Raw genomic sequence first — 26,308 nt, 5'->3', positions numbered from 1 at the left:
CGCAGTCATCTCGTTGGAATCAGTCCGAAATGCGGTGTTGGTGTCCTCGAGGGCAATCGGCATCGACACCCATATGGGATAGGTATCGGTGCTCGTCGAAGCGGTCGAATACGTCCTCGACGTTGCGCCACTCGTCAATGCAGTAGACGACGCGGCAGCCATAGCAATAGAACGGCACCAGGCTGCGACTGATGTTCCACAATTGGTGCGGGTCCGGACCATCCGAGTCGAGCAGACCGCAGACCTGCTCGAACCTCCGCCCATCGCCGATATGACTGCTGGTCCGGAACTCCCGTGCCACAGAATCGGATTGGTGAAACCTTCCGCGAAACATATAGGAGCGATGCCTGCCTGAGTGATGCCGCACCGACGCACTCGTGGTTCCCGCCGGCCGGCCGCACGTGAAGCACCGAAACTCGGCCTGAGACTTGACCTCGATCCGATCCTGCCGAATCGGTGCACGCGGCCGTGACCGGCCGACCTTGCGCCGTTGAGGGCCGATCACATCGCTGACGAACAGATAGCACAGCACCACCGCGGCCAAGCCGAACACGAGCGCAAAACCGAACCGGCCATACCAAGCGACAACAGTCCCACCCGGAGATGAGCCGAATCCGATGAGCAAGAACCCCATCACATCGAGAGCGACAACACCCCAACCCGCCCATAAGTCGAAATCCCGGTAGCCATACCGCCCTCGAAGGAGGAGAACCGGACCAGCAGCGAACCCCAAACTCCCCACAACGATTCCGACCACGAGAATCCGCAGCACAATCCTCCCACACAGCGGCACGCCATCGAAGTACATGACAAGCCCCTCCCGCCGGCCCGGCATTCGATCCCCGTGCCTGTGCACCCATCCTATTCAGCCGGCCGACAGGATCAATCCCGATGATGCCCAGTGTCGGTAGGCCAGCTCAGTTTTCGGTTCGCTGCGGAGGTGGATGAGGGGCATCAGCCGAAGCAACGGACCGGGCTTCGAGTGCTCGGCGAATTAACCGCCGGGCAGCCTCACCGGTCGTCGACTGACCGGCAAGGATATCGAACGTCCGGTGATACAGCTTGATTTCGCGTGGCTGGGTGATCGTCAGCTCTGCGGAGATCGCCTCGACCGTCACACGACGCTCATCGAACATCACGAAGTTCGTCAACTGCATCGGCAGTTCAGCGGTCATCGGCACGATGCCAAACGTGACGCGAGGCAACCCCATCGCAGCGAGCAAACGATCCAGCTGCCCGGCCATCACCGAGTCCCCGCCGACGTTGTTGTAAAGGGCTTGCTCACCCATCAGAATATGAAACCTGCGGTCACCGCGGTACAGGACCTGTTGCCGCTCAATGCGCTTGGCAACACCCGCATCCAAGTCATCCGGAATGCCGTGGAACTTTATCGACCTCCCCAGGATCGCTGTGGCGTACTCGGCGGTTTGGAGCAGTCCGGGTACCAATGAGGGTTGATACACCCGCATCACCGCGGATTGCTGCATCAGGCGCAGGATCTCGTGTTGCTTCTTTTTCGTCCCGCCGTCGAGAGTTCGCCGCCACTCACGGTATGCGACGTCGATGTTTCGGAGCGATGCAACCAAGTCTGGAATCTCGCGCTCAGCGCCGGTGAGCTTGCACCAGACCTGGATGTCGGCAACAGACGGATTGGTCTTGCCATACTCGATCTTGGGTACACGGGTCTGATGCCAGCCCGCCCTACGGGCAAGCTCACTACCGCTGAGACCGGCAGACTGGCGAAGCCCCCGGAGACGTTCCCCGAGAGCTTCGCGTTGTTGCTGTACCGAGTCAGTCACTGGTCACGCTTCACCGGTGTATTCGTCGAACGGGACGGCCGATTGCCAGAGCTTCTCTTTCACACCCCGGCAGTATGCGGCGATCCCAGGATCGGTGGTGATTGCCGCCCCAGCGGGCTTGCCGTCGTTGTCTACCAGGTTGAAACCCACGGTCGAATCATCGAACAGCCACCAGTCATCCGGAGGTACCTCCCCGGCCAGATGCCGGGGAACATACCGAATATCCTCCCCCGCAGCGACATTGCTGCCGGTGATGGAAAGTAGCCAACGCTGATAGTCGCTATGCGGCACCGTCACCACACGGACCCGAATCACCTTCACCCCACGATCGACGGTCTCCCGGACAAGTTCGGTCCAAGGTCGATTGCCGTACGCCGGTACCGGCGGGTCACCGTTCAGGAACCGGCGCAACGGTTCCGACTCGGCAGGCACCGAGTAGGTGTCTCGTACCTCGAGATGGAACGCCTCTCGCTCGGCCGCCCGGAATAGTTCAGACCAAGGGCTAGGCTGCCGCAGTAACACCGTAGAAGGTCCTCTCCGCCTTCGGCACTTCGACGGCGCTCTCGTGGGGTTCCATGCGCATCTCGTCCACCGTCTCAGGATCGGTGATCGGCCGGCCGGACACCAGGAAAGTTCCGCGGCCGGTGTCGCTCATGGCGGCACCGATGAACGTGTCCGGCTCAGCGAATCCGAGTAACAGGTGAGGTATCTCGATCGTTCCGGAGGTCTGCGTCTTCCAGCCCACCACAACGTAGGTATCCGCGTCCGTCGCGTACAGCGTCGGGCACTCGCCGTCGCCTGAACCACCCTTGCCAAGGAATTTCAACAACATGATGAGAGCTCCTCTCTGAACTACGCGCAACTATGCTTATGCATCACAAGCATCCCTCTCACGAGTGTTGTCCGACCTCGTAATTGGCTAATCTGAGCATAGTTCGGCATAGGTATGGCTTGGAGAGCTGGCCGTTTCCTAGCGTCGGCATATGGCGTTCGAAGTTGTAGGGGCAGTATCGCGGACACGGCTGGTCCAGTTCCCCGGCGGCGTGCTGGAACTTCAGAGCACCGGAGACGACTCAGAGGACTACGCAGCGTTCTATCTGGAGATTCAGGGACACATCGCAATCGACGGACACCGAAACCAAGGGGCTGTAATGCGTTGGAAACCAACGTGTTTGGGGTATTTCCGCACCGACGTATCCGGCATGGCGCAGCTGTGGGACCAGAGCCAAATCCGAAAGCTCGCAACACGTCTCGGCTACGACTTCACGGAGATGGTGATCCATGACCCCCGGTTCGGACGACCACCGCTGGCCCGTCTCAGGGCACAAGCAACGCGGTTGGACGCGGAAGCCGTCATAGTCCCGAGCCCCGGGCACTTCGAGGGCGGAGAGGTACCAGGGACGCTGGTGCAGCAACTCGACGTGATCACCGTGAACCCTGAAGAGACCTACGCCCGTAGAGCCATGCCTCCGCTGCCAGACTTACCGCCAGCCGAGGCGGACGATGCCTAGGCCATTTCGGCGCTTTCGATCAGCAGGACGGTTGGAAGGGGAAGCACGGCTGTGGTGGGGAAGTCGGCTGTGCGGGTGCGGCGGTCGAGGGCACTACGACGGTGTTGGAGGGTTTGTCGGTGGATCCCAGGTGGGTGAGGGTGAGCACGATCAGGAGCAGGACCACGCCACCGACGATCACCCCGAGTGCCCACAGGATCGGGGTGGGCGAGGCACTGCGGTAGCCGTGGACGTACATGGACGTGTAGCGCCCGCGCCGGGGTGCGGGGCGGTCGGTGAAGCGGACGTAGCCGCTCACGTAACTACCGCCTATCTTTCCCCGCCGGGAATGTCGCCGTACAGCTTCATACCCCATGAGCGCCAGTATGAACCGAGGGACCGACACGATCGGGCGTTCGGCGAGATGTTCATGTCAGGTCGTCGTCAGCTCGCTGTCAGCCGGTCCAGCGACAGTAGTCACATGAACACGGGCAACGAAGCTCGGTGGGTGACGAGAAATCGACGTAGACAATCCAACCCACTCGTTCATCGGGACTGAAGTCCGTACATCGCATCCTGCGCGTGGGCGGGTCGGGGTGAGACGCCGTACGTCGTGTGACGTAGTCACGTCGTCGATTCCAGGCCGACGTGTCGAGTCCGGTCGCGGGCGCACGCTGAGGGGATGAACTCCGCTGTTCCCGATTCCCATCATGATCGGATTGCCAAGGCCGACATCACGATTGCGGCGGTCATCGCCGCTGAAAGGACGCGCGTACTCGCCGTCGGCGGGCTGGTCGGGCCCGTGGTCTTCGCGCTGACCAGCCTTGTCGGAGGCCTGATCCGGCCGGGCTATTCCCCGGTGCGTCAGGCCATCAGTGATCTGGGTGTGGGTCCGCACGATTGGATGCTCGACGGGTCGCTGATCTTGCTCGCTCCGCTGCTTTTCAGCTGCTGCCTGGCTCTGCGGCGGACGATCGGTGCGCAAGCGGTCGGGTGGGTGGCCCTCATCCTGATCATGTTGCCGGGCTTCGGTTTTGCTTGGGCTGGCCTGTTCACCGAAGCACCGTCGACAGTCACTCTGCATTGGGTGGTCGGCATGCCGTCGATTGCTGTCGGGGCCATTCTCGGGTTTCCATTGATCGGGATACGGCTGCGCCGGATTCCGGGATGGCGTGGCTTCGGCAACTATTCGCTCGCGACGGGAGCCGCCGCGCTGGCGGTCATGTTCGTGATGTTCGGTACCTGGACCATGCATGTCGGCGGCCTGACCGAACGCCTGTTCTTCATTGTCATCCTCGCCTGGTATTGCGTTGCCGCTCTGAGGGTTATGCGGTCACGGGATTGAGGGATCGGGGTTGAGGGCGGCGGTGCGGAGGGCCGCGGCCAGGCGGGCGGCCGGGGGCGGGAGCCGGCCCGGGAGGTGGGCCAGAAGCATGCGGCGTGATTCGGTGGCGCCGCCTCGGATGGGGAGAGCTCGGACTGCCGAGGGAAGGGAAGGAACCAAGAGGGCGGGGATGGTGGTGATGCCGAAACCGGCGGCCACCAACTGGAGTTTGGCCAGCCAATCGCGGGCGGTGTGTGCGATTTCGGGGCGTTCGTCTATGCCGGGCCAGACACCCATGGTGGTGTCACCGGTGGAGCCGGCTATCCAGCGTTGACCGTGCAGGTCGGCCACGTCTATGTAATCGCCTCGGGCCAGAGGGTGGTCGGCGGGGACGGCTACCAGGAGGGTGCGTTCGGTGAGGATATGGAGTTGGAGGGCCGGGGATTCGGTGTCGGGTGGCCGGTAGGGCGGGACGGAGGAGAGCAGGGCCAGGTCGATCGTTCCGGCTCGCAGGGCGCGAACCAGCGCAGGGGTGCTGCCCTCCCTGGTGAGGACGGTGATGCCGGGGTGGGTGCGGCGCAGGTCGGACAGGGCGTGCGGCAGGAGAGAAGCGCCGGCGCTGGCGAACCACCCCAGGCGGACGGTGGCTCGCTCCTCCGGTATGCCTGCTAATTCCTTTGCGGTGGCGTCTATTTGATCGATCACAGTAGCGGCGCGGCGGGCTACCACCTGACCCGCCGGGGTGAGCCGCACGCCGTCATGGCGCCGCTGCAGCAACGGCGTGCCCGCGGCCCGTTCCAATGCCGCGATCTGCCGGGATACCGCCGACTGGGTATAGCCCAGCGCGGTCGCGGCCGCGGTCAGTGTGCCGCGGTCGGCCACCTCCCGGAATACTCGCAATGCAGTCAGCGACACATCACCGAATGACATGAGCTTTACGCATACCACATCTGACAAACTCTCGCTGGCAGCATGGCTTGGCGCTCCAGAGTAGAGACGTTATCGCGGGTATGGACCCGGCTATCCCGGGCAATTCCCTCGCAATGGCACCATCGTGCGGTGGTGACCGTCCGAATTGCAGCGCATCTGAACCGAAACGACTCTCCCCCACTCCTCGGTGGCGTTAACTCGATGAGCAGTACAGCCGAGGACGGGGGTGGCGTTCGCCGTGTTGGTCGGTCGTGAGGTCGAGCGTGACCTGATTACGGCGTTCGTACTCGGGCAGGCAGGCACCCCGGTGCTGGTTTTACGTGGCGAGCCGGGCGTGGGCAAGACCGCGGTATTGGATATGGCCGCCGATCTCGCTGCGGTCCAAGGCATTCGGGTGCTGCGCGCGGCGGCACTCGAATACGAGGCGGATCTGAAGTTCGGTGCGCTCAACCAGCTGCTGCACCCGCTCTCGGACGGCATCGACGAGCTGGGCCCCGCGCATCGGGAAGCCTTGAACGTGATCATGGGACTGGAACCGGGCGCCATGCCCTCCCAGTTGATCGCGGGCGCGGCCACACTGGCGTTGCTGCAAGCCGCCGCGACAGAAGACGCGCTGCTGCTCATCGTCGACGATGTGCAATGGCTCGACCTGCCCAGCGCCATGGCGCTCAGTTACGCGGCCCGCCGCTGGACCGGTACCAATCTCCGCCTCCTTGTAGCGGTACGCGCGGATTCGGATGACGGCTTCACCCGCAGCGGTTTCCGCGTGCGGGACCTGCCGCCGTTGGACGACGGAGACTCCGACGCGCTGCTGCGCGCCGCCTATCCGGCCCTCACTGCGAATGTGCGCCGCCGGCTGCGCGCCGACGCTCGCGGCAACCCGCTGGCACTGCTCGAATTGCCGGTCGCGTTCGAAAAAGGCAGTCCCCCAGCCACTCTGCCCACCGTCCTGCCGCTGACCGACCGGCTGCAGCGCCTGTTCGCGGACCGGCTGGCGAGCCTGCCCGAGGGCACCCGGCGCATGCTGTTGTTCGTCGTCCTCGCCGGCGCCGAGAACAGCGTGACCTTCGACGATTGCGCCCCGACCTCGCAGGGTCTGGACGATCTGCCGCCCGCCGAACGCGCCGGCATCGTCCACGTGAACCCGCGCACGGGCAGAGTGGAATTCCGCCATCCGCTCATCCGCTCGGCGGTCATCGAACTGTCGACCAGCGAGGAGCGCCGTCAGGTGCATCGCATTCTCGCCGAGGCCTTCGCCATGGACCCGCAACGCCGGGCCTGGCATCTCGGGCAGGCCGCGGTCGGCCCGGACGAGGAGATCGCCGCCTCGCTGGAAGCCTTGTCGCTGCAGATGATCCGGCACGGCGACAGCAGGCGCGCGACGGCCGCCATGTTGCGTGCCGCGGAGCTGAGCACGACCGACTCCGATCGCGCCCGGCGCACGGCCCGCGCCGCCTATCTGGGCGCGGCGATCACGGGCGATCTCGCCGAGACCTCCCGCCTGTTGCAACAGGCTCATCGCGCGGAGGCCCGTGAAACCCCTTCTCTGGACGCGGCGGTCGCGGCGGCCAATCAGTTGCTCAATGATGAAGGCGATGCCACGACGGCGGGCAGACTCCTGCTCGCCACCATCCGCGTCCACGATCGGGATATCGGCTCCGGCGCGGAAACCATGAACGAGGCGCTGCACACCCTGCTGTATGTCGGCTTCTTCAGCGGCCGCCCGGAACTCTGGGAGGACATCGGCACGGTCCTCGATCGCGCCGAGGCCAAGCCGGCGGACACATTGTGGTTGCTGCACAACATCTTCGTCGATCCGGCGGGCGCTACCCAGGAAGCCCTGCAACACCTCGGTGAGGCGCTCGACGGATTGCGTTTCTCCGCCGATCCGCTGCGCATCGTCCGCGTCGTGACGGCGGCCGCGTACGTCGACCGCATCGGCGAGGCCCGGGAAGCCTTGTGGCGGGTGATCATCGACGGCCGCCGCGGCGGTGCGCTGGCCAAGGCCATCGAAGCCCTCTTCCTGATCGCGCAGCTCGATTTCTGGGAAGGCAACTGGGACGAGCTGATCGAGCTCGCCGCCGAGGGTCTGCAATGGTGCGCCGATCTCGGCTACTCCATGCTCGCGGGCCCCGGCCGCTTGTTGCGCGCCCTCGTCGACGCGGCCCAGGGCCGGACGCAGGCCGCCGATCTCGCCGCCGAAGAACTGCTGCTGTGGGCGGCGCCACGGCGTCTCGCGACGTATGCCACGTACTCCTCGCATATCCGATGCCTGTCCGCGCTGGGCCGATCGAGTTTCGACGAGGCCTACCGGCATGCGGCTTCGATCAACGCGCCGGGCGGTTTTCCGCGCTACGCACCCCATGCGGTGTGGCTGGTCCTCGATCTCACCGAAGCGGCCGTCCGCAGCGGCCGACTCGCCGAAGCGCGGGCGCACGCCGAAGCGGCCGTCGCGGCGGGCCTGCCCGAGGTGTCGTCGCGGCTGCGACTCCTCACCACCGCTGCGCTCGCCCTCACCGATCCGCACGATTGGCGAAAACTGTTCGAGGAAGCCCTGTCCGCCCCCGGTAGCGATCGGTGGATATTCGAATACGCCCGCACCGCACTGCTTTACGGCGAGCGCCTGCGCCGGGAACGCGAACCTGCCGTGGCCCGAACGCATTTGACCGCCGCCGTGCATACCTTCGAACGGCTGCAAGCCATTCCCTGGCTGGAACGAACCCGCGCGGAGCTGCGCGCCGCCGGTGAGCCCGTGTCCGCCGAGATCCGCGGCTCGGTGCTCACACCGCAGGAGCAAGCGGTCGCGGAGCTGGCGGCCGCGGGGCTGACCAACAAGGAGATCGCCGAACGTCTGGTCCTCTCCGCGCGTACGGTTTCCACCCACCTGCATCGCGTGTTCCCCAAGCTCGGCATCACCACCCGCAGCGCCCTGCGCGATGCAATGAGCAAGCCGCCCGCCTGATGTACGTCATTTGACGGATTCCCCAGCCCCGCCGCGAACCTAGATTCGGTTGTGCCGATCGGCAATTCAGTGCAGAGGAGATCCGCAATGAGCACCCAGAGCAAGACCATCGTCCTGGTTCACGGAGGTTTCGTGGACGGATCCGGTTGGCGCGGAGTCTACGACGAGCTCACCCGGGACGGATTCGACGTCCGCGTCGTCCAGAACGCCACGAAGTCCCTCACCGACGACGCCGCGGCCACCCGCCAGATCCTCGACGGCATCGAGGGCGAGGCCGTCCTGGTAGGCCACTCCTACGGCGGCGCGGTAATCAGCGAGGCAGGCACCCACGACAAGGTCAGCGCCCTCGTCTACATCACCGCCTTCGCCCCCGACAAGGGCGAATCGGTGAACGCCCTGATCGCAGGCTTCCCCCAGGACGGCCCCCAGCCCCCGATCCTCGCCCCGCAACAGGGCTACCTCTTCCTCGACCGCTCCAAGTTCCACGAATCCTTCGCCGGAGACCTCTCCGACGCAGACGCCGCCTTCCTGTCCGACTCCCAGGTCCCGTGGGGCCTGGAAGCCCTCGGCGGCATCATCAGCGAGGCCGCCTGGCGCCTCAAGCCGAGCTGGTACCTGCACGTCACCGACGACAAGATGATCCCGCCCTCCGCCCAGGCCTCCATGGCCGAACGCATCGGCGCAACCGTCGTCGACACCCCCGGCAGCCACGCCATCTACGTCTCCCGCCCCGCAGTCGTCGCAGACATCATCCGCTCCGCCGCCGGCGTCGCCTAGCGGTCTACGCCGATCGGCCACCGTTCCGGTCGACCTTGCCGACCGGAACGGCGGCGGGCGCACGTTCTGCCGCAGCCTGTCTTATCTGCGGGATCTTCGCTACCGGTTGCGGCCGTTCAATGATTTGACCGAGGTCGCCGAGTTCCGTCAGCAGGTTCTCGAACTCACTCGGCGAGGCTGAGCGCCCGATAGATCGCGACTACCGTTGCCGCGCCGACGATCTCGCCTCGATCGATCATGGCGGCCGCCTCGGCCAGCGGGATCCAGCGCACATCCTCGGCCTCGTTGATGTCGGGTGCGGTATCGGTCAGTTCCGCACCCCGCGCGAGATAGATCTCCTGAGGCTGGTCAAGGGTGCCGATCGACGGCTGATACGTCACGAGATGCTCCATCGCGCGCGGACGCCACCCGGTTTCCTCTTCCACCTCGCGTGCCGCCGCCACCGCGACATCCTCGGCGTGGTCGACGTAGCCACCCGGCAGTTCCCACACCCATTGATCGATGATGAACCGATGCCGGTACATCAACAGCGCCTCACGATTCTCGTTGAGTACCAACGTCATCGCGCACCGTGGCATCCGCGCCACATATTGGGTGAACCGGACCCCGTCGGGCAGCTCAACATCGACCGTCGAGAGCCGAATATGCCGATTCTCGTCGACCACACGCTCCCCGAGGATCTTCCACTGCGTCGCACGCTCCACGCTCCAGACCTTACGCGGTCAGCACCTGACCGCAGGTGATCGACGAGGCTACGGACCCCGAGCCACTCTTCTCTCTGCGGTTATCCTGCGCAGTGTCCAAGCCGATCATTTCAGAGCAGTACGTGTATGCCCCTCCTGCCAGCGTGCGGGTAGGTGCGCAGCGAGAGATCGCGGGCACTCGGCCCGGTCGGTATTCTCTGTTCGGTTGGCCAGGAGGGGAAGATGCGGCACCGTACTCCACAAGAGAAGAAGGCGCTCAGCTATGCCCGTGATCGCCGAAATGATTACGGCGAAAACGACAAAAGCTCGCGCAGGAACATTCCGCGTACCAAACGGATGCTGAACCGTAGCGACCGGCGCCGTGGGCAGGCGACCATCGCCGCAGCAACCGGCCCGATCCGATCCGAGGTCGCCGAGAGAGCCGAGTCCGACCTATCGGCACACCGGTCGAAGTGGTGGACCACAAGCTGGCGCAAGCAGCCCGGTGCCCGGCTCGGTGAGATAGTGGCTCGAAAACTGCAGCGGCGCTATCCCGGATAGAACCCAGGATCATCTTGTGACCGGAGGACTACAAACACTCCGAACAGATACTCGCCGAATATCTCTCGCATGTCGGCCGCTCCGAGATGGTGGTGTCCAACCACTCGGTGAGCGTGGCAAAGTCGCTGTGTCGCAGTCCTGTCCGCGGGTCCACCCGATAGAGGAGAGCCCGGCTTCCATAGTTGGTTGCTACCCATTCGCGGTCTCGATCGCTGATCTCGTCGTCGATCCAGATGAAGGGTCGCCCGGCGGCCCATTCGACCAATGTGCGGGTCTTCCAGTGCAGCCCGAACCATTCGTCAACTCGATCGTCGGGTTCGTCAGGCCACACCACGACGGCGAGCGCGGGCAAGCCCAGCAGCGGGCTGATGGACTGATTGGCCTCGTGCGCCCAGGTGGTGGCCCACACCAGCTCACAAGCAAGGGCCGACAACAACGGTCCGACACTGGGATCGAGTCGCGCTGCAAGCGGGTTCCACTGACCGGCACCGTCAGAGGGTGGTGAAGGGAACTCGCTGCCTGTTGGTGCGCCGAACGGTAGCAGTGGTCCGTCGACATCCAGGAATAGCAACGGACGGTGCGGGGTCTTCATCACGTTCAAGGTAGCCCGAGCAGCTGTACCGATGCCTTCGTCGAACGCACGGATGCGGAGGTCACCGTCCAGGGGATTTGGACAAACCGAGTGCTTCCGGTCAAGATCATGACGATTTGTTGGGGAGCAAGATCTTCGGAGGGGATTCTCGATGTCGTTGTTGTGGAAATCTGCTGTGTTCGCCACGGCGGCAGTCACTCTCGCTGTTGCGGGCGGGCCGGTCGCGGCAGCTGAACGTGGGCCCGACGGCAAGTACTACGGGTCGATCGCGTACTCGTACCGGGTGGAAGACCTCGGTGGGTGGGGTGTGGCTTGGAACTATCCGAGCCAGGGCAGCGCCGACGCCGACGCGGTCGGGAAGTGCGGTGGACCGAGCGACTGCAAGGTGGTCGTCTCGTGGACCGACGGATGTGCCTCGCTCGCACAGGCCAACGACACCCATCTCATGACCGGGGTCGGGGTCGGCGCTACCGCCGCGGACGCGGAGCAGGCCGCCCTCGATGAGCTTCACACGCAGACGATCCTTCCTCCCGCCGGAAGCTCGCAGGGATTGCACGATGAAGGCCATATCGTGGCCACCCAGTGCAACGGCTGATCACTCGACGCGACTTTCCGTGAGAGCCTCTCCGGTGCAACGCATTTCCGTTGCACCGGAGTATTCCGGTAGCCGTGTACAACCATGAACCGCACGACTACGACTGCCCGTTCTGCCTTCTTCTCGCCGGCGGCGAGACCCCGCTCGCCAGTCCGCGTGACATAGTGCTGCGTACCGAGTTGGCCACCGCGTTCACCGCATCACGGTGGTGGCCGAACAACCCCGGAAACGTACTCGTCGTGCCGAACGCACACCACGAGAATCTGTACGGCCTACCGCCGGAGTACGGACACGCCGTACATGACGTTGTCCGCGACGTCGCCGTTGCGATGCGTGCAACTTACGGCTGCGCCGGGGTGTCCACACGCCAGCACAACGAACCTGCCGGCAATCAGGAGGTGTGGCACTACCACGTCCACGTCTTCCCGCGGCACCACGGAGACGACCTGTACGGATCTCGTCCCTTACCGGGTGTGGTGGCAGCCGAGAAACGGTGGATCTACACCGATTTGCTCCGCCACTACTTCGAAATCAGATCACGGCGCGCAGACTGGCACCATGCAGATTGGAGGCCAGGGGGTTCGAAGCGAGGACATGACCGCCGACCACCGTAGGTCTATTGACCTTGTACTGCTGCGGACGCACAAGGTGCGTCGCACCCGCCCGTGGCCGTCGTTCGATTCCGGCGATCCCGGGTTCGCCACGAACAGCGAGGACCTGCTGGACGAGGCATACGGCGAGTGAGCTTCTTCATCGCCGACACATCGGCCATAATCACCGCCTTCCTCGGTGAGTCAGGACTGGCTGAACGAATGCCGTTCCACCGCGGCCGGTTCGGTGACATCGAGTTCGGGTTGGTCGACATCGAGCAGCGGAAGCAGCATGAGAGCCTTTGCGAGAACGGCAGATCCTATAGCGAGTAAGAAATCCATGTCCGGCGTCCTCCGGCCGATGCACCCGGCTACGGGGTTGACAAAGTGTTCACAAATCCTGGCGAGGGATGTATGGAGCTTGGCGAGATGCTGCGCGCTGCGCGCAAAGCCGCCGGAATCGGTCTGCGCGAGATGGCAGAGCGCGTCAACTCGACGCCTGCGTATCTCAGCATGATCGAGGAAGGGAAGCGTCCGGCGCTACCGGAGATCGTCGCCGCCTATGAACGGGAACTCGGAGCCGCGGTCATGGTTTCGGGTCGTACCGATGGCGAACTGGCGGCGCTGGAATGGGCGAACCGAGTAAGTGCCTCGGACATCGGCGGCGACAGTCTCGACCGGCTGGAGGCGGCTGTCGACGATCTCGCGTCGGCGTACACCACGCAGCGGCCCGATGAGCTGCTCGCCGAGGTGCAACGGCACCTCACCTACGCGAAACTCATGCTGGACGGCAAAACGACGCTCACCCAGCACCGCCGCCTCGTCGTTGCCGTGGGCTGGTTGTCGCTACTCGCTGGGACGTGTCACGTCGACCTCGGTGAGCTCGAGGCCGCTCGGGTCCGAATCACGGTCGCCGACAGCATTTCAGAGGAGGCCGCGCACCCCGTCATCTCGGCCTGGTGCCTCGAGACCCGCGCTTGGCAGCGACTGATCAGCGGCAATTTCACGGGCGCTGCGGAGGGCGGGCCTATAGTGCTTACCCCGGGGTTGGGCTCCGGTGTGAACTACCGGCCGGTATATGGAACGGACTCGAACGTATGCAGCGTGACGCACTTGCGGTGGTGCCTGAGGCCGCCCCGACGGCCCATCCGGCCGAGAAACTCCGGCGGAGTGGGTTTCGGGCTTTGCGGTCGAAGCCGTTTCGCTGGTATTTCGTGGGGCAGATCGCTTCGGCCAGTGGCAGTTTTGTGCAGCAGACTGCGATCGGCTGGCTGGTACTGCAGACGACCGGGTCGCCAGCGTCGTTGGGGCTGGTGCTGGCGGCGGGTGGGTTGCCGCCGCTGATTGCTGGGCCGTGGGGTGGGGTGATAGCTGATCGGTTCGAGTTGCGGAAGTTGTTGATCGGGACGCAGGTTGCGTCCGGAGTGCTTGCGGGGGTGTTGTTTCTGGCGGCTGTGTCGGGGCATGCGAGTGTGCCGGTCGTCATTGCGATCACGGTGGCGGCCGGGGTGGTGGGGATCGTGGATTCTCCTGCGCGGCAGGCCTTCGTGCCGCAATTGGTGAAATCGGAGGATCTCGGGAGCGCTGCCAGTGTCAATGGGGTGATCGCGAACAGTGCCCGGGTGGTCGGGCCCGCGATGGCCGGGGTGTTGATCACCACCGTCGGCACCACGCCGTGCTTCGCGGTGAATGCTGTTTCCTACCTTGCGGTCATCGCTGTTCTGCTGGTTATCCGCCCGCTCGCCGCGACCCCGCAGCGCAGTGCCGGCGGGGGTCTGCGCGAGGGCCTGCGGTATGCGCGCAGCCGTCAGCAGCTGTGGCTGCCGTTGACCATGATGGCGTTGGTCGGGCTGCTTGCCTTCAATTTCGCGGTGGTGCTTCCGGTGTTCGCTTCCCGGACCTTCCATGGCACCGGCGGCACGTACAGCCTGCTGTCGACGTTCCTGTCCATCGGGTCCGTGATCGGTTCGCTCGCAGTCGGTCTCGTTCCGCATCCGCGTCGCGTGTATCTGGTCGCGGCGGCACTGGCCTTCGCGGTGACGATGACGGCGACCGCGCTGTCGCCGAATCTCGTCACCGCGTGCGTGGCGCTCACCGTCACCGGTATTGCGGCGTTCTGTTTCGTGACCATGGCGTCCACTACCCTGCAGCTGCATGCCGATCCGCAGTATCGGGGCCGGATCATGGCGCTGTGGGTGTTCGTCTATCTCGGCACCACCCCGATCGGCAGCATTCTGTCCGGCTGGTTGTGCGACGCGCACGGCCCGCGTACGGCGCTGATGGTCGGCGCCGCATCGTGTCTGGTCGCCGCCGCGGTGGCCGCGGCCGTCCACACACCTCCACGCATCGACGAACTGCAGCGGGCCGGTGAGCCTACGAGGTGATCACCCTTGTTTGGCGTAGCTGCCGTATTCGAGTTCCTCCAGCAGACTGGGTCCGTGCGGCGCCCACCCGAGGACCGAGCGGGCCTTGGAGGCGGTCGCCTGCTGGTCCAGCAGCAGGGCGTCGGCCAGTGCGCCGAGCCGGGCTCGGGCGGCCTCGTCGGTCTCGCTGACGACGCCCGGCGCTCCGGCCGCATGGGCGGCGGCCTCGGTTGCTTCCCACACGGTCGGATTGTTGCCGCTCGCGGCGATGAAACGGCCGCTGGCCGTGGGGCTTTCGATCACGCGCCGGAAGACATCGGCCAGATCCACGGCGTGGATGCCGGTCCAATGCTGTTCTCCGGAACCGATGGTGGTGAGTCGGCCCGCACTGTCGCGTGGCGCCCCGACGAGCAGATTGGCGAGCCCGCCGCCATCGCCGTACACGGCAGCAGAGTTGATCACCGTGACCCGGGCGCCCGGAATGGCAAGCGCCTGTACGCACACCGCAGGCCGCCAGGCGACCAGCGGGGGCGAGTCGAAGGGCTGATCCTCGACAATGTCGGGGCTCGAACCGTATTCCCACAGTCCGGCGGTGTGCACGTACGGCTTTCCGGTGTCGCGGTAGGCCTGGTCGACCGCACGCACCATGGCGGTGTCGAAGTCGGCGGCCGATCCGGCGCCCGGGGTCGCGGCGTGGATCGCGCCGTCCGCCCGGCGCAAGGCCTCGACGACGAAGGCCTCGTCGGTGACCGCGCCGATGATCGGATTCACCTTGTCGGACTTGACCTTCGCCGCGGACTCCTCGCTGCGGACCAGTGCGGTGACGGTGTGCCCCGCCGTGGTCAACGCGGTCAGGATGTGCGAGCCGACATACCCGGTCGCACCGGTGAGCAGGATTTCCATGAGTTCAGCCTTTCCGCTGGACGATCAATGTTCCAGGGCGCCTTGCAGATTGCCGAGCACGCCGAGCTGCGTGAGGATCACGGTGCCCGACGGGTAGCAGTCGAAGCGCTTGATCTTGCCGTCCGCCAGTTCGAAGACATCGCAGCAGGGCGCGTCCATCCGGTTCCCGGTCGGTGCGAGCGTGCCGTCACCCATGTCGAGTGGGCCCTTGTGGGTGCCCTGCAGCGCCAATTGCACGACCACGATGTCGCCGGTGACGTATACCTGATACAGCTCGCGATGCATGTCGGGGAAGGCTGCCGCGTAGTTCTCCACGGGCCAGCCGCGATCCTTGCCGAGGTAGGTGACGTTGATGGACTTGTCGGTGAAGGTGCCGTCCTCGGTGAAGGCGGCGATCCAGCCCTCGATGTCCTTGTCCTCGGCAATCCGGTACGCGTTCCGGACGATCTGCTCGTTGTTCATTGTCGATCTTCTTTCAGGCGGAGGCTGCCGGCTCGCAGCGACTTCGAGAGTCGCAGGCGAGCAGGTGAGCGGTCGTCACCTGATTCCGGTGAACTCCCGTGGCGGCGCCTCCGGACGCCGAGGTCCTCCCTTTTTACGGTGTGCTGGAACGAGTTTCGGTCCAATCGACCATGAGGCGGCGCTCGGCGAAGAACCATTCGCCATCGAGCTTGACGAACTCGTCGATGTAGCGGATCGACGCGATCATCAGCGTGCGCTGCCCCGCGTCGTCGAAGGACAGGTGATGGGCGAGGCAGTAGCTCTCCCCGGTGCCTCGCCCCTCACCGTCCAGCGCGATGGTGCTCTGACCGTTGAAGTGCGTGGTGGTGGCGTAGGTGTTCAGGTTGTCGAAGACCGGCACGAGGGCGTCGCGGCCGTGCAGATCCTGCGTCGGCACCGAGGAGGTGGCGTCCATGTACACCACGAAGTGCGTGTCGGGGGTGAAGAGCGCGAGTTGCCCCTTGGCATCCCTGCGGTCGGCGCAATGGGCGTAGGCATTGATCAACTCACGAATCGCGAGGTGATCGGCGGCTTCGGCGGGCGAGATCGTCGAACGGGAGCTCATCGGTGTCCCTTTCGTGCCTGATCGAGCACTGTTTGACGGATAGTCAAAAGTAACCCGCAATGCGGCAGAACTGAACGATCGGGTCAGGAGGGGCGTACATGACCGGGATATCCGGACCGGGCCGGAGCGGGCTGATCGAGCGCCGCGAACTGGTATCCGCGCTGGACCGAGCCTCGCGGCAGCGGATCACCATCATTTCGGCGCCGGCCGGCAGCGGTAAAACCTCGTTGTTACAGGCCTGGATAGCGGGGCCGGGACGCTCACGCCGGATCGTGTTCGTCACGGTACGTCCGGGTCGGCACGATGCGCAGCCCTTCTGGCTCGCGGTACTCGGCGCGGTCCGCGCCACCGCGGGCCTGGGCGCCGGGACACTGTCCGCCACACCCGATTTCGATGGTCCCGCCATGGTGGACCGGGTACGGGCCGAGCTCGCCGCCCTCGGCGGGCCGGTGACACTCGTCATCGACGACCTGCACGAGATCGGCGCACCGGACGCCTTCGAGCAGCTCACCGCCCTGCTCACGGACCTGCCCGACGACGTGCACGCGGTCCTGGCCACCCGCCGCGACCCGCCCCTGCGCCTGCATCAGCTGCGTCTGACCGGGGAGCTCACCGAGATCCGCGCGGCGCAACTGCGTTTCACCGAACCCGAGACGCGCGACTTCCTCACGGCCTCGGGTATCGCACTGCCCGAGCACGCCGCCGCACTGCTGTATCAGCGCACCGAGGGCTGGGCGGCCGGGTTGCGGCTGGCGGCGCTCTCGCTGGCCGAGCACCCCGATCCGGAGCATTTCGTGGCCGAGTTCTCCGGCACCGACCGCACGGTCGCGGAATACCTCATCGCCGAGATGCTCGAGCGGCAGCCTCCCGAGGTGCAGCGCCTGCTGCTGCGCACCGCGCTGCTGGACCGGGTCAATGGCGAGCTGGCGGATCTGCTCACCGAATCCTCGGGCTCGGAACGGATGCTGCTGGAGCTCGAGGACGCGAATGCCTTCGTGGTCTCGCTCGATCCGGGCCGTACCTGGTTCCGCTACCACCACTTGTTCCGTGGGCTGCTGCGGCTGGAACTGCGCCGGACCCTGCCCGGCGAGATTCCGGCACTCCATGCGCGTGCCGCCGACTGGTCAGCCGCCCACGGGCAGGTCGCCGATGCGATCCGGCATCGGCAGGGCGCGGGCGAGTGGGATGCGGCCGCCCAGCTGCTCACCGACCACGCGCTGAGCCTGACCCTCGACGGCGAGTCCGGCACCCTGCGGGCGTTGTTGCGCGCCTTCCCGTCCGGGCCGTGCGAGGACTCCCCCGAACTCGCGCTGGTGTACACGGTCGCCGATCTGGACCAGATGCGGCTGGCCGAGGCGGCCGCGCATCTGCGGATCGCGCGGACCTATGCCGCGACCTCGCCGCCGGAGCGGCGGCATCGCCTGCAACTGGCCCTGACCTCCCTCGAATTGCTGCTGGCCCGGTTGCACGGCCACTTCGACGGGGTCTTCGAACAGGTGGGTGCGCTGCCGCCGGTGAGCACCGAACGTTCCAACGCGGATATCGCGCTCGCCAGTGATCTGCGCGCTGTCGCCTTGCTGAATCTCGGTGTGACGGAGGCGTGGTCGCTGCGGATGGCCGACAGCGCACGGCATCTGCTGGAGGGCGCCGAGCTGGCACGCGAAATCGGCCGCCCCTATCTGGAGGTCGCCTGCCGTGCTCAGCTCGCGTTCGCGTCGACCGTCCCCTCGTTCGCGGCGGCGCGGGAACGAGGCAGGGCGGCCGTCGATTCGGCCGCACGGCACGGCTGGGCGGAACAGCCGGTGATCGCGCCCGCGCTGGCGACCTTGGCGGGCATATCGATCTGGACCGGCGAATTCGATGAAGGCGAGCGCTGGCTCGAGCGCGCCCTGCACGCCACCCGGGCCGAGGGCGAGCCGGGAATTCGGTTACTGCTGCACCTGATTGCCGGCATGTTCCAGGCGGCCCGCGGACGGCAGCACCGGGCCCTGGCCGAATTCGAAGCCGCCGAACAGGTCGAGGCCGGCATGCTCGGCGAACATGCACTGGGTGCACGGGTTACAGCGTGCACGATCGCCACGCAGGCCCGCCTCGGGCTGCCCGGTAAAGCGCGTGCCGCGCTCGGCCTGCTCACCGAAAGACGCTCGAAGACGGCCGAAATCCGCAATGCGGTGGCGGTGGTCAGCCTCGCCGAGAACGATCCGGCCGGCGCGCGCCGCGAGCTGCGGGACGTGCTGGCCGGCACCGCGCCCGTCACTCACGACTTCATCCGGGTCGAGGCGCACCTGCTCGACGCGCTCGCCTGCCGCGCCCTCGGCGATGAGCGCGCCGCGCGGGCCGCGGTCGAATACGCGCTGGAGCTGGCCGAACCCGAACGTCTCATCCTGCCCTTCGTTCTGACCGGCGCCCGCGATCTCGTGAAAGCCGTTCCCGCGCACAGCACTTCACACGCCGCGCTGATCGCCGACATCCTCGACGCCGCCGGCGGTAGCGCCGCGCCCGCCACGACCGCAGCGCCGGCCGAGGAACTCAGCCCCACCGAACTGCGCCTGCTGCGCTACCTCCCGACGAACCTGACCCGCCCCGAGATCGCCGGGGAGCTCTCGGTCTCGGTGAACACGGTCAACACCCACATCCGCAATATCTACGCCAAACTCGGTGTCACCGACCGTTCCACGGCCGTGCAGCGCGGCCGCGAACTGCGCCTGTTATCCGCCGGTCGCGGCTGACGATCGCGGTCACCGGATTCCGGTGATGCCGGTTCACCTGCCGCCCACGGACAATTACGCCATGGCCGACGACCCCCTCCACATCCTGATCCGGGTCAACGGCCACCTCGGGCCCACGGCATTGGCCGCCTTCCCCGCCATGCACTGCGCACACGAAGGCCCCGACAGCGTCCTCACCGGTCTGCTCCCCGACCGCTCGGCGCTCTACGGTGTGCTCGCCGAAATCGAGACCCTCGGCCTGGATCTGCTGGAGATGCGCAAGCTGTGCCCCGGGCTCGGGCCGATACCCGGCCCGAGTCCCGAGCCGTCGCCGTGAATCCCCCGTCACTCACCCGTGCACGGAACTACCGTGGAAGCGTGACGATTGCGCGGCATGACGACGACGTCACGGTAGGCCGCTACGTGGCAGCGATCGCCACCCGATTGAATGCGCGGGTGACGGAGGTGAGTGCGGCCATTCGCCTGGCGCTCGAGGAGGATATCGCCGATCTGCGCGGTGATCCCCGCACCGCGGATCTGCTCGGCGCGAGCGTCGAGGCCAATGTCGACACCCTGCTGCACGCACTGCGCCACGATATCCCCGTCGACGGCATCCAGGCCCCGAGCGCCGCCGTCGAGTACGCCAGACGCCTTGCCCAGCAAGGGGTTCCGTCCAATGCGCTGGTGCGCGCCTATCGTCTGGGGCAGCGCCGCATGACCGAGATGGTGTTCGCCGAACTGCACGAGATGGCCATCCCGGCGCAGGACCGGGTCACCGCCATCGAACGGATCAGCGCGATCCTGTTCGACTACATCGACCGCATCACCGAGCAGATCGTCGTCATCTACGACGATGAGCGCGAACGCTGGGTGGAGAACCGGAACAGCCTGCGCACGTTACGCATCCGCGAACTGCTGACCACCCGTAAGCCGGTCGACGCCGATGCGGCCTCCACCGCGATCCGGTATCCGCTGCGCTGGCATCATGTGGCGCTGGTGCTGTGGTACCCGGCGGCCGAGGACGACGAGATCCCGCGCTTGCAGCAGTTCGTCCGCGAACTCGCCCAGGCGCTCGGCACCGAGGCGCCCGCACTGTTCGTCGCCACCGAACCGGCCTGCTGCTGGGCCTGGCTGCCGTACCGCACGGATCCGGCCGATCCGGCGCGGCGCATCCGGGCTTTCGCGGCGGCGAGGTCCGGATCACCCGGTATCGCGATCGGCCCGGCCGGGCCCGGTATCGACGGTTTCCGGACCTCGCATCGGCATGCCGAGCGCGCCCAGGGCGTCGCGCTGGTGCGCGGCCTGCCCGAGCCGATCGTCGCCGCCTCGGATGCGGGCCTGTCCACCGCGGCGCTGCTGGGCGGAGATCTCGCGGAGACCCGCGACTGGGTGCGCGAGGTGCTCGGAAATCTGGCCTCCGACACCGAGAACGACGAGCGCCTGCGCGAGACGCTACGCGTGTTCCTGCGCACCGGATCGAGCTTCAAAGCGGCCGCCGGTGAACTGGATCTGCACTTCAACTCGGTGAAATATCGCGTCGGCCGGGCCATCGCGCGCCGTGGCCGGCCGATCACCGAGGACCGCCTGGATGTCGAACTCGCACTCCTCGTCTGCCATTGGTACGGCCGCGCGGTGCTGCCGGACGGGCCCTGACCATGCACCGGTCCGGCGGCGAACCCCGCCGCCCCGACGCCGTCGGAGACGACGGTCACGGTCCCGCGAACAATGACCGGCCCGTTCTTCGTTCCCGCGAGACAATGGCCGGTGACCGCTTCGGGCCTACCTTTCCGGCCATGAACAACGGCGGAACACGACGCGAGATCGCCACTGTGGTGCGGGCACTGGCGGGCCGCGCCGATCAGCTGGCCGAGGAGCTGACGCGGGCGATCACCAAAGAGGTTGTGCTCTACGGCACTTCGGCGCCGGTGCCGTTGCCTGTCGTGGAGACCGCCGTCGCGCAGCACCTGCGGGCGATCCTCGCCGCCCTGACCGCGAGCGAAGATTTCGACACCGCCCCCGCTACCGCGGTCGGCATCGAGCGGGCCCGCGAGGATGTGCCGCTGGCCGCCGTGATGGAGGCGTACCGGGTCGGTTTCCATCGGCTCTGGGAGGCCGTGCTGGGTGCGGCCTCGTCCGCATCGGCGGAGGCGCAGCAGGAGCTCACCGCGAAAGTCCTTGCCGCCCAGGGTCTCTACACCGACACCATGGCGGCCGGTTACCGCGACGAGCAGACCCGGCGGCTGCAGTCCGAGACCGCCGCCCGCGCCGCCCTCATCGACGCCCTGCTGCACGGGCGGTTGTTCGATCAGTGGAGTGTCTGGGAGGCGGCCGATTACCTGCGGTTGCCCACCGCCGGCCCGTTCGTGGTGATCGCCGCACAAGCCCCCGCGCTCGGGACCGAGGCGCTCCCGGAGATCGAGCCCAAACTCCGCAGCCTCGATGTCTTCTCGGCCTGGTGGCAGTTGCCCGAATTGAGCATCGGCATCGTGAGCTTCCGCACCGAGACCCAATTGACCAATGTGCTCGGTCTGCTCTCGCGCACCGCGACCACCCGCGTCGGAGTCAGCTCCCGATTCGACGATCTGCGCGATACCGCGCAGGCCTTGCGCTATGCCCGCATCGCCCTGCGCGGCCGCGCCGAACCCGACGCCCTGGTCACGGTATTCGACAGCTCGATCCTCGGCACCGCCGCCGCGAGCGCCCCCGAGGTGACCACCAAACTCGTTGCCCCCCTCTTCGATTCCTTCGCCGAGCTCGCCGAGGAGGAACAACAGGTCCTGTTCGAGACCTTCCGCGTCTGGGTGGAGACCGACGGCTCCTTACGCGCCACCGGCGAACTCCTGTTCTGCCACCCCAATACCGTCCGCTACCGCCTGCATCGCATCGAGGAACGCACCGGCAGATCCCTGTCCCGGCCCCGTGATCTGGCCGAGCTCTGCTTCGCCTTCGAGGTCCACCGCCGCCTGTTGTGAGATCAGAGCATGGCTTGCTGGGGTTGGGTGGGAACCACGATGACGGTGGCGGTCCCGGCGGACCGGGCCGCCTCGAACTCGCGTTCGAAATCCTCCACCCTCTTGACATCGACTGCGCGGCAGCCGAATCCGCGGGCCAGGGCGGCGATGGTCGGATTCGCGGTGTGCGCGCGTACACCGTCGGGGCGCCGGGATTGTCCACCGCTACATCGACTTCGATCTTGCGCGGCCGAACCATGGGGAGACCGGCGAAATGCAGTCGAAAGGGGCTCTCCCGTGCCGAATCTCGCCCTCAACCTCACTGCCGGAGCGCAGCGGTGGCCCGATCATGTGGCCACGCTGGTCGACCGGAGCACCCTCACCTATGCCGAATTGGACGCTGCCGCAGCGCGATCGGCGACCTTCCTGACCGAGGCGGGCATCGGGCCCGGCGATCGGGTCGGATTGATGCTGCCGAATACCGCCGCGGTTCCGGTGCTCTACTACGGGATTCTGCGGATGGGCGCGATCGTGGTGCCCATGAACCCGCTCATGCATGCCCGGGAGGTGGAGTTCTATCTGGCCAACAGCGGCGCGCACGCGCTGTTCGGCACTCCGGCCTTCGCCGAGGCGGCCACCACGGCGGCGGAAGCGGCCGGGACGCACTGCTGGATCGTCGACGATGCCGAATTGGCGGCACTCACCGCGGATTCGACGCCGTTCGGCCCGCCGGTCGAGCGCGCGGACACCGATACCGCGGTCATCCTGCACACCTCCGGCACCACCGGACGGCCCAAGGGCGCCGAACTCACGCACGGCAGCCTGAGCAGTAATCAGGAGATCACCGCGCGCACCCTGCTGCATCTGACGCCCGAGGATGTGGTGCTCGGCTGCCTGCCCATGTTCCATGTCTTCGGCATGACCTGCGGTATGAACGCCACGCTCGGCAAGGGCGCGACGCTGGTTCTGCCTCCCCGTTTCGATGCGGCCACCGCGGTCGAGATCATCCGCCGCGACAAGGTCACCGTGTTCGAGGGTGTGCCGACCATGTATTCGGCGCTGCTCGCCGTGGCCGATCGCTTCCCGCCGGAGGCCACCGCCACCCTGCGCACCTGTGTCTCGGGTGGTTCGGCCCTGCCGGTGCAGGTGCTGCACGATTTCGAGAAGGCGTTCGAGGCCGAGATCCTGGAGGGCTACGGCCTGTCCGAGACCTCTCCGGTGGTCTCGTTCAATCACCCCGGCACTCAACGCAAACCGGGATCCATCGGCACCCCGATCGAGGGCGTGCGCATGCGCCTGGTGGGCGAGAACGGGCAGGAGACCCCGCCCGGCGAGTCCGGCGAAGTCCAGGTGCAGGGCCCGAATGTGATGAAGGGCTATTGGAATCTGCCCGAGGCCACCGCGGCCGCGATCAGCGACGGCTGGTTCGCCACCGGCGATATCGCCCGCCGCGATGAGGACGGCTACTACTACATCGTCGACCGCAAGAAGGAACTGATCATTCGCGGCGGTTACAACGTGTATCCGCGCGAAGTGGAAGAGGTGCTGTACCAGCATCCCGCCGTGGCGGGGGCCGCCGTGGTCGGTATTCCGCACGCCGCACTCGGCGAGGAGATCGGCGCGGCCGTGGTCCTCGAGCCGGGCGCGCAGGCGGAGCCGAACGAGTTGCGGCAGTACGTGAAGGAACGCATCGCCGCCTACAAATACCCGCGCCGCGTCTGGTTCGTGGACGCCCTGCCCATGGGACCGACCGGCAAGATCATGCGCCGCGCGGTCGAGGTACCCGATTTCCCCGAGTTCCAGGAGAAGTGAGCACATGGTGACCAATACCGGCCACGACGACACCGAACACGCCGACGAACTGGCCGCCCCGCTGGATCTGCTGCTGACCAGTTCGGCCATCGGCATCGGGCGCCGCATGCTGCCCAATACCTCGTGGAACCGGCTGGCCGTGGAGCTGGCCCGCCGCCCGCGGCTGGTCGGCGAGCGCGTGTCGGCCCTCGGATCGGAACTGGTGGATATCGCGCGCGGCCGCTCGGACCGCGCTCCGGCCAAGGCGGACAAGCGTTTCGCCGATCCCGCCTGGCAGGGCAACCCGCTGCTGAAACGCAGCATGCAGACGTATCTGGCCGCCGGCGATACCGTCGAGACGCTGCTCACCGACGCCCAGCTGGATTGGCGGGACGACGAATGGATGCGCTTCGTCGTCGACAATCTCCTGGAAGGCCTGTCGCCGAGCAATAATCCGCTGCTCAACCCGCTGGGCTGGAAGGCGCTCATCGACACCGGCGGGCGCAGCGCGGTCCGCGGGCTGCGGCATTTCGTGACCGATATGGCCACGGCGCCACGGATTCCCGCCATGGTGGAGACGGATGCGTTCACCCTCGGCGAGAATGTCGCCGCCACACCGGGATCGGTGGTGCTGCGCACCGAGGTGTTCGAACTCATCCAGTACCGGCCGCAGACCGCGCAGGTGCATGCGGTGCCGCTGCTCATGGTGCCGCCCGTGATCAACAAGTACTACGTCATGGATATCGCGCCCGGCCGCAGCATGATCGAATACTTCCTGCAGCAAGGCCAGCAGGTATTCGCGATCTCCTGGCGCAATCCCACGGCCGCACAGCGGGATTGGGGTTTCGACACCTACGGGCAGGCCATTCTCGACGCGCTGAGCGCCGTCGAACGTATCACGGGCAGCGAGCACACCCATCTGCAGGCATCGTGTTCCGGCGGGATTCTCGCGGCCATGACCGCCGCGCATCTCACCGAGATCGGGCAGGATCACCGGCTGGCCGGGCTCACGCTGATGGTGACCGTGCTGGATCAGAGCCATGCCGGATTCGCCGCGGCCGCCATCGACGAGGAGACCGCCAAGATGGCGATCGCCTTGTCCGCGCGCAAGGGCTATCTGGACGGTCGTGCGCTCGCCGAGGTGTTCGCGTGGCTGCGGCCCACCGATCTGGTGTGGCGGTACTGGGTCAACAACTATCTGCAGGGCCGCGCGCCGGCGGCGTTCGACGTGCTGTTCTGGAATGCCGACACCACCCGCATGGCGGCGGCGCTGCACCGGGACATGGTCATGCTGGGCGTGCACAATTCGCTGACCGTGCCGAATTCGGTGAGCATGCTCGGCACTCCCGTCGATCTGTCCCGGCTGACCGTGGACAGTTATGTGGTCGCCGGGCTCACCGACCACATCTCGCCGTGGCAGGCGTGCTATCGCAGCGCCCGGCTGCTGGGCAGTAAGGATCTGCGGTTCGTACTCTCCACCAGCGGGCATATCGCCGCGCTGGTGAACCCGCCGGGAAATCCCAAGGCCGCCTATCGCATCGGGCCCGCCGACAATGCCGATCCGGGCGCGTGGGTGGAAGCCGCGCCGCAGCAAAAGGGTTCGTGGTGGAGCGATTTCGCCGGTTGGCTGGCCGATCGCAGCGGACCGCTGGTGGACGCGCCCGCCACGCTCGGGACTGCCGAGCTGCCGCCGTTGCAGCCCGCGCCCGGAACATACGTGCTCGCTCACTGAAAGGTCAGTCATGACAACGCAACTCGACAGCCCGGCCGACCTCATCGGGCTCACCGGGCAGCAGCTCGGCACCACCGACTGGATCGAGATCACCCAGCAGCAGGTGGACCGGTTCGCCGAGGCCACCGGCGATCATCAGTGGATTCACACCGATCCGCGGCGCGCCGCCAACGGGCCGTTCCGCGGGACCATCGCGCACGGGTATCTCACGCTCTCGCTCGCGCCGGTCATCATCTCCGACGTGCTCGAGATCCGTGAGCTCACCGCGGCGCTGAATTACGGCTTGAACAAGGTGCGCTTTCCCGCGCCGGTGCCGGTGGGGTCGAAGATCCGGGCCGTGGTGACGTTGAATGCGGCGCAGCAGAAGACCTCCGGTGTGGAGGCGGTGTTCGGGCTCACCTACGAGATCGACGGCGGCACGCGTCCGGCCTGTGTCGCCGACGTCGTGGTGCTTTACCCGTGAGCGAGCCTGCGAGCGAGCCATGGACACA

Annotated in this window: 26 protein-coding genes and 1 pseudogene; 16 read left to right on the top strand and 11 right to left on the bottom strand. The window is 66.4% G+C overall.

Annotation, left to right across the window (positions count from 1 at the left end; all coding sequences use genetic code 11):
• Positions 1–19: 19 nt before the first annotated feature.
• The 4 genes from ACIP5Y_RS18130 to ACIP5Y_RS18115 all read right to left on the bottom strand — a co-directional run bounded on the left by ACIP5Y_RS18130 (position 20) and on the right by ACIP5Y_RS18115 (position 2,631).
• Positions 20–808 (bottom strand): hypothetical protein, encoded by a 789-nt coding sequence (locus ACIP5Y_RS18130; RefSeq protein ID WP_400351367.1) that lies wholly within the window; start codon positions 806–808, stop codon positions 20–22.
• A gap of 109 nt (positions 809–917) precedes the next feature.
• Complete coding sequence (locus ACIP5Y_RS18125) at positions 918–1,799, bottom strand: helix-turn-helix domain-containing protein (protein WP_400351366.1); 882 nt, start codon at positions 1,797–1,799, stop codon at positions 918–920.
• A gap of 3 nt (positions 1,800–1,802) precedes the next feature.
• Positions 1,803–2,321: a DUF6879 family protein gene (locus ACIP5Y_RS18120; RefSeq protein WP_400351365.1), complete on the bottom strand. Its 519-nt coding sequence runs from the start codon at positions 2,319–2,321 to the stop codon at positions 1,803–1,805.
• Positions 2,302–2,631: a hypothetical protein gene (locus ACIP5Y_RS18115; protein ID WP_400351364.1), complete on the bottom strand. Its 330-nt coding sequence runs from the start codon at positions 2,629–2,631 to the stop codon at positions 2,302–2,304. Before ACIP5Y_RS18115 ends, ACIP5Y_RS18120 begins: the two co-directional genes overlap by 20 nt.
• Before the next feature lie 151 nt (positions 2,632–2,782).
• Here ACIP5Y_RS18115 and ACIP5Y_RS18110 point away from each other — a divergent pair, with 151 nt between their 5' ends.
• The gene (locus tag ACIP5Y_RS18110) at positions 2,783–3,310 is read left to right on the top strand and encodes a hypothetical protein (protein ID WP_400351363.1); all 528 of its coding nucleotides are present in this window, start codon (positions 2,783–2,785) and stop codon (positions 3,308–3,310) included.
• A gap of 19 nt (positions 3,311–3,329) precedes the next feature.
• Here ACIP5Y_RS18110 and ACIP5Y_RS18105 read toward each other — a convergent pair whose 3' ends face one another.
• Positions 3,330–3,608 carry a hypothetical protein gene (locus ACIP5Y_RS18105; RefSeq protein WP_400351362.1) on the bottom strand — a complete coding sequence of 93 codons (279 nt, stop codon included), beginning with the start codon at positions 3,606–3,608 and terminating at the stop codon, positions 3,330–3,332.
• A 483-nt stretch (positions 3,609–4,091) separates the two neighbouring features.
• Here ACIP5Y_RS18105 and ACIP5Y_RS18100 point away from each other — a divergent pair, with 483 nt between their 5' ends.
• Entirely contained in the window at positions 4,092–4,634 is a 543-nt protein-coding gene (locus tag ACIP5Y_RS18100) for a DUF998 domain-containing protein (protein ID WP_400351361.1), read from the top strand.
• Here ACIP5Y_RS18100 and ACIP5Y_RS18095 read toward each other — a convergent pair.
• A complete protein-coding gene (locus tag ACIP5Y_RS18095) occupies positions 4,623–5,543 on the bottom strand; it encodes a LysR family transcriptional regulator (protein WP_400351359.1) in 921 nt (306 codons plus the stop codon). The genes ACIP5Y_RS18100 and ACIP5Y_RS18095 overlap by 12 nt on opposite strands.
• 226 nt (positions 5,544–5,769) lie before the next feature.
• On the opposite strand from ACIP5Y_RS18095, the gene ACIP5Y_RS18090 reads away from it, so the two are divergent.
• Positions 5,770–8,505 carry an AAA family ATPase gene (locus tag ACIP5Y_RS18090; RefSeq protein ID WP_400351357.1) on the top strand — a complete coding sequence of 912 codons (2,736 nt, stop codon included), beginning with the start codon at positions 5,770–5,772 and terminating at the stop codon, positions 8,503–8,505.
• An 87-nt stretch (positions 8,506–8,592) separates the two neighbouring features.
• Positions 8,593–9,282 carry an alpha/beta fold hydrolase gene (locus tag ACIP5Y_RS18085; RefSeq protein ID WP_400351355.1) on the top strand — a complete coding sequence of 230 codons (690 nt, stop codon included), beginning with the start codon at positions 8,593–8,595 and terminating at the stop codon, positions 9,280–9,282.
• Positions 9,283–9,446: 164 nt separating this feature from the next.
• Here ACIP5Y_RS18085 and ACIP5Y_RS18080 read toward each other — a convergent pair whose 3' ends face one another.
• Complete coding sequence (locus ACIP5Y_RS18080; RefSeq protein WP_400351354.1) at positions 9,447–9,986, bottom strand: NUDIX hydrolase; 540 nt, start codon at positions 9,984–9,986, stop codon at positions 9,447–9,449.
• 568 nt (positions 9,987–10,554) lie between these two features.
• Positions 10,555–11,118 carry an HAD domain-containing protein gene (locus ACIP5Y_RS18075; protein WP_400351353.1) on the bottom strand — a complete coding sequence of 188 codons (564 nt, stop codon included), beginning with the start codon at positions 11,116–11,118 and terminating at the stop codon, positions 10,555–10,557.
• A 151-nt stretch (positions 11,119–11,269) separates the two neighbouring features.
• Here ACIP5Y_RS18075 and ACIP5Y_RS18070 point away from each other — a divergent pair, with 151 nt between their 5' ends.
• From ACIP5Y_RS18070 to ACIP5Y_RS18050, 5 genes and pseudogenes are all read left to right on the top strand, one after another.
• Positions 11,270–11,713, top strand: a complete 444-nt coding sequence (locus tag ACIP5Y_RS18070) for a DUF4189 domain-containing protein (RefSeq protein ID WP_400351352.1) — start codon at positions 11,270–11,272, stop codon at positions 11,711–11,713.
• A gap of 74 nt (positions 11,714–11,787) precedes the next feature.
• The gene (locus ACIP5Y_RS18065) at positions 11,788–12,327 is read left to right on the top strand and encodes an HIT family protein (RefSeq protein WP_400351351.1); all 540 of its coding nucleotides are present in this window, start codon (positions 11,788–11,790) and stop codon (positions 12,325–12,327) included.
• Positions 12,272–12,457, top strand: a complete 186-nt coding sequence (locus ACIP5Y_RS18060; protein WP_400353906.1) for a hypothetical protein — start codon at positions 12,272–12,274, stop codon at positions 12,455–12,457. Before ACIP5Y_RS18065 ends, ACIP5Y_RS18060 begins: the two co-directional genes overlap by 56 nt.
• Before the next feature lie 260 nt (positions 12,458–12,717).
• The gene (locus tag ACIP5Y_RS18055) at positions 12,718–13,647 is read left to right on the top strand and encodes a helix-turn-helix domain-containing protein (protein WP_400351349.1); all 930 of its coding nucleotides are present in this window, start codon (positions 12,718–12,720) and stop codon (positions 13,645–13,647) included.
• A pseudogene (locus tag ACIP5Y_RS18050) lies at positions 13,533–14,687 on the top strand (MFS transporter); the annotation flags it as partial. The gene ACIP5Y_RS18055 and the pseudogene ACIP5Y_RS18050, both read left to right, overlap by 115 nt.
• On the opposite strand, the gene ACIP5Y_RS18045 reads toward ACIP5Y_RS18050, so the two are convergent.
• From ACIP5Y_RS18045 to ACIP5Y_RS18035, 3 genes are all read right to left on the bottom strand, one after another.
• On the bottom strand, positions 14,688–15,569 hold the full coding sequence (locus tag ACIP5Y_RS18045; RefSeq protein WP_400351348.1) for an NAD-dependent epimerase/dehydratase family protein: 882 nt from the start codon (positions 15,567–15,569) through the stop codon (positions 14,688–14,690). It lies immediately after the preceding pseudogene.
• A gap of 24 nt (positions 15,570–15,593) precedes the next feature.
• On the bottom strand, positions 15,594–16,031 hold the full coding sequence (locus tag ACIP5Y_RS18040) for a nuclear transport factor 2 family protein (protein ID WP_400351347.1): 438 nt from the start codon (positions 16,029–16,031) through the stop codon (positions 15,594–15,596).
• A gap of 133 nt (positions 16,032–16,164) precedes the next feature.
• Positions 16,165–16,635: a nuclear transport factor 2 family protein gene (locus tag ACIP5Y_RS18035; RefSeq protein ID WP_400351345.1), complete on the bottom strand. Its 471-nt coding sequence runs from the start codon at positions 16,633–16,635 to the stop codon at positions 16,165–16,167.
• A gap of 98 nt (positions 16,636–16,733) precedes the next feature.
• Between ACIP5Y_RS18035 and ACIP5Y_RS18030 the strand changes: the two genes are divergently transcribed.
• The 7 genes from ACIP5Y_RS18030 (at position 16,734) to ACIP5Y_RS18000 (ending at position 26,280) form a co-directional block, all read left to right on the top strand.
• Positions 16,734–19,364, top strand: a complete 2,631-nt coding sequence (locus tag ACIP5Y_RS18030) for a LuxR C-terminal-related transcriptional regulator (protein WP_400351343.1) — start codon at positions 16,734–16,736, stop codon at positions 19,362–19,364.
• A gap of 61 nt (positions 19,365–19,425) precedes the next feature.
• Complete coding sequence (locus tag ACIP5Y_RS18025; RefSeq protein WP_400351342.1) at positions 19,426–19,680, top strand: hypothetical protein; 255 nt, start codon at positions 19,426–19,428, stop codon at positions 19,678–19,680.
• 41 nt (positions 19,681–19,721) lie between these two features.
• On the top strand, positions 19,722–20,996 hold the full coding sequence (locus tag ACIP5Y_RS18020; protein ID WP_400351340.1) for a PucR family transcriptional regulator: 1,275 nt from the start codon (positions 19,722–19,724) through the stop codon (positions 20,994–20,996).
• 140 nt (positions 20,997–21,136) lie between these two features.
• The gene (locus ACIP5Y_RS18015) at positions 21,137–22,315 is read left to right on the top strand and encodes a PucR family transcriptional regulator (RefSeq protein ID WP_400351339.1); all 1,179 of its coding nucleotides are present in this window, start codon (positions 21,137–21,139) and stop codon (positions 22,313–22,315) included.
• Between the two features lie 276 nt (positions 22,316–22,591).
• Positions 22,592–24,106, top strand: coding sequence for a long-chain fatty acid--CoA ligase (locus ACIP5Y_RS18010; protein ID WP_400351338.1), 1,515 nt, complete (start codon positions 22,592–22,594; stop codon positions 24,104–24,106).
• 4 nt (positions 24,107–24,110) lie between these two features.
• Positions 24,111–25,817, top strand: coding sequence for a PHA/PHB synthase family protein (locus ACIP5Y_RS18005; protein ID WP_400351337.1), 1,707 nt, complete (start codon positions 24,111–24,113; stop codon positions 25,815–25,817).
• A gap of 10 nt (positions 25,818–25,827) precedes the next feature.
• Positions 25,828–26,280, top strand: coding sequence for a MaoC family dehydratase (locus tag ACIP5Y_RS18000; protein ID WP_400351336.1), 453 nt, complete (start codon positions 25,828–25,830; stop codon positions 26,278–26,280).
• Positions 26,281–26,308: the final 28 nt, after the last annotated feature.

It is taken from the genome of Nocardia sp. NPDC088792 (assembly GCF_044750615.1).
Taxonomy (GTDB): Bacteria; Actinomycetota; Actinomycetes; order Mycobacteriales; family Mycobacteriaceae; genus Nocardia.
This window is presented reverse-complemented; position numbering and strand designations above follow the sequence as displayed.

Coding starts and splice junctions, on each gene's coding strand:
- ACIP5Y_RS18130 (WP_400351367.1), bottom strand. CDS start 808: ATGTACTTCGATGGCGTGCCGCTGTGTGGGAGGATTGTGCTGCGGATT.
- ACIP5Y_RS18115 (WP_400351364.1), bottom strand. CDS start 2,631: ATGTTGTTGAAATTCCTTGGCAAGGGTGGTTCAGGCGACGGCGAGTGC.
- ACIP5Y_RS18110 (WP_400351363.1), top strand. CDS start 2,783: ATGGCGTTCGAAGTTGTAGGGGCAGTATCGCGGACACGGCTGGTCCAG.
- ACIP5Y_RS18095 (WP_400351359.1), bottom strand. CDS start 5,543: ATGTCATTCGGTGATGTGTCGCTGACTGCATTGCGAGTATTCCGGGAG.
- ACIP5Y_RS18085 (WP_400351355.1), top strand. CDS start 8,593: ATGAGCACCCAGAGCAAGACCATCGTCCTGGTTCACGGAGGTTTCGTG.
- ACIP5Y_RS18075 (WP_400351353.1), bottom strand. CDS start 11,118: ATGAAGACCCCGCACCGTCCGTTGCTATTCCTGGATGTCGACGGACCA.
- ACIP5Y_RS18070 (WP_400351352.1), top strand. CDS start 11,270: ATGTCGTTGTTGTGGAAATCTGCTGTGTTCGCCACGGCGGCAGTCACT.
- ACIP5Y_RS18060 (WP_400353906.1), top strand. CDS start 12,272: ATGCAGATTGGAGGCCAGGGGGTTCGAAGCGAGGACATGACCGCCGAC.
- ACIP5Y_RS18055 (WP_400351349.1), top strand. CDS start 12,718: ATGGAGCTTGGCGAGATGCTGCGCGCTGCGCGCAAAGCCGCCGGAATC.
- ACIP5Y_RS18045 (WP_400351348.1), bottom strand. CDS start 15,569: ATGGAAATCCTGCTCACCGGTGCGACCGGGTATGTCGGCTCGCACATC.
- ACIP5Y_RS18040 (WP_400351347.1), bottom strand. CDS start 16,031: ATGAACAACGAGCAGATCGTCCGGAACGCGTACCGGATTGCCGAGGAC.
- ACIP5Y_RS18035 (WP_400351345.1), bottom strand. CDS start 16,635: ATGAGCTCCCGTTCGACGATCTCGCCCGCCGAAGCCGCCGATCACCTC.
- ACIP5Y_RS18030 (WP_400351343.1), top strand. CDS start 16,734: ATGACCGGGATATCCGGACCGGGCCGGAGCGGGCTGATCGAGCGCCGC.
- ACIP5Y_RS18025 (WP_400351342.1), top strand. CDS start 19,426: ATGGCCGACGACCCCCTCCACATCCTGATCCGGGTCAACGGCCACCTC.
- ACIP5Y_RS18015 (WP_400351339.1), top strand. CDS start 21,137: ATGAACAACGGCGGAACACGACGCGAGATCGCCACTGTGGTGCGGGCA.
- ACIP5Y_RS18005 (WP_400351337.1), top strand. CDS start 24,111: ATGGTGACCAATACCGGCCACGACGACACCGAACACGCCGACGAACTG.
- ACIP5Y_RS18000 (WP_400351336.1), top strand. CDS start 25,828: ATGACAACGCAACTCGACAGCCCGGCCGACCTCATCGGGCTCACCGGG.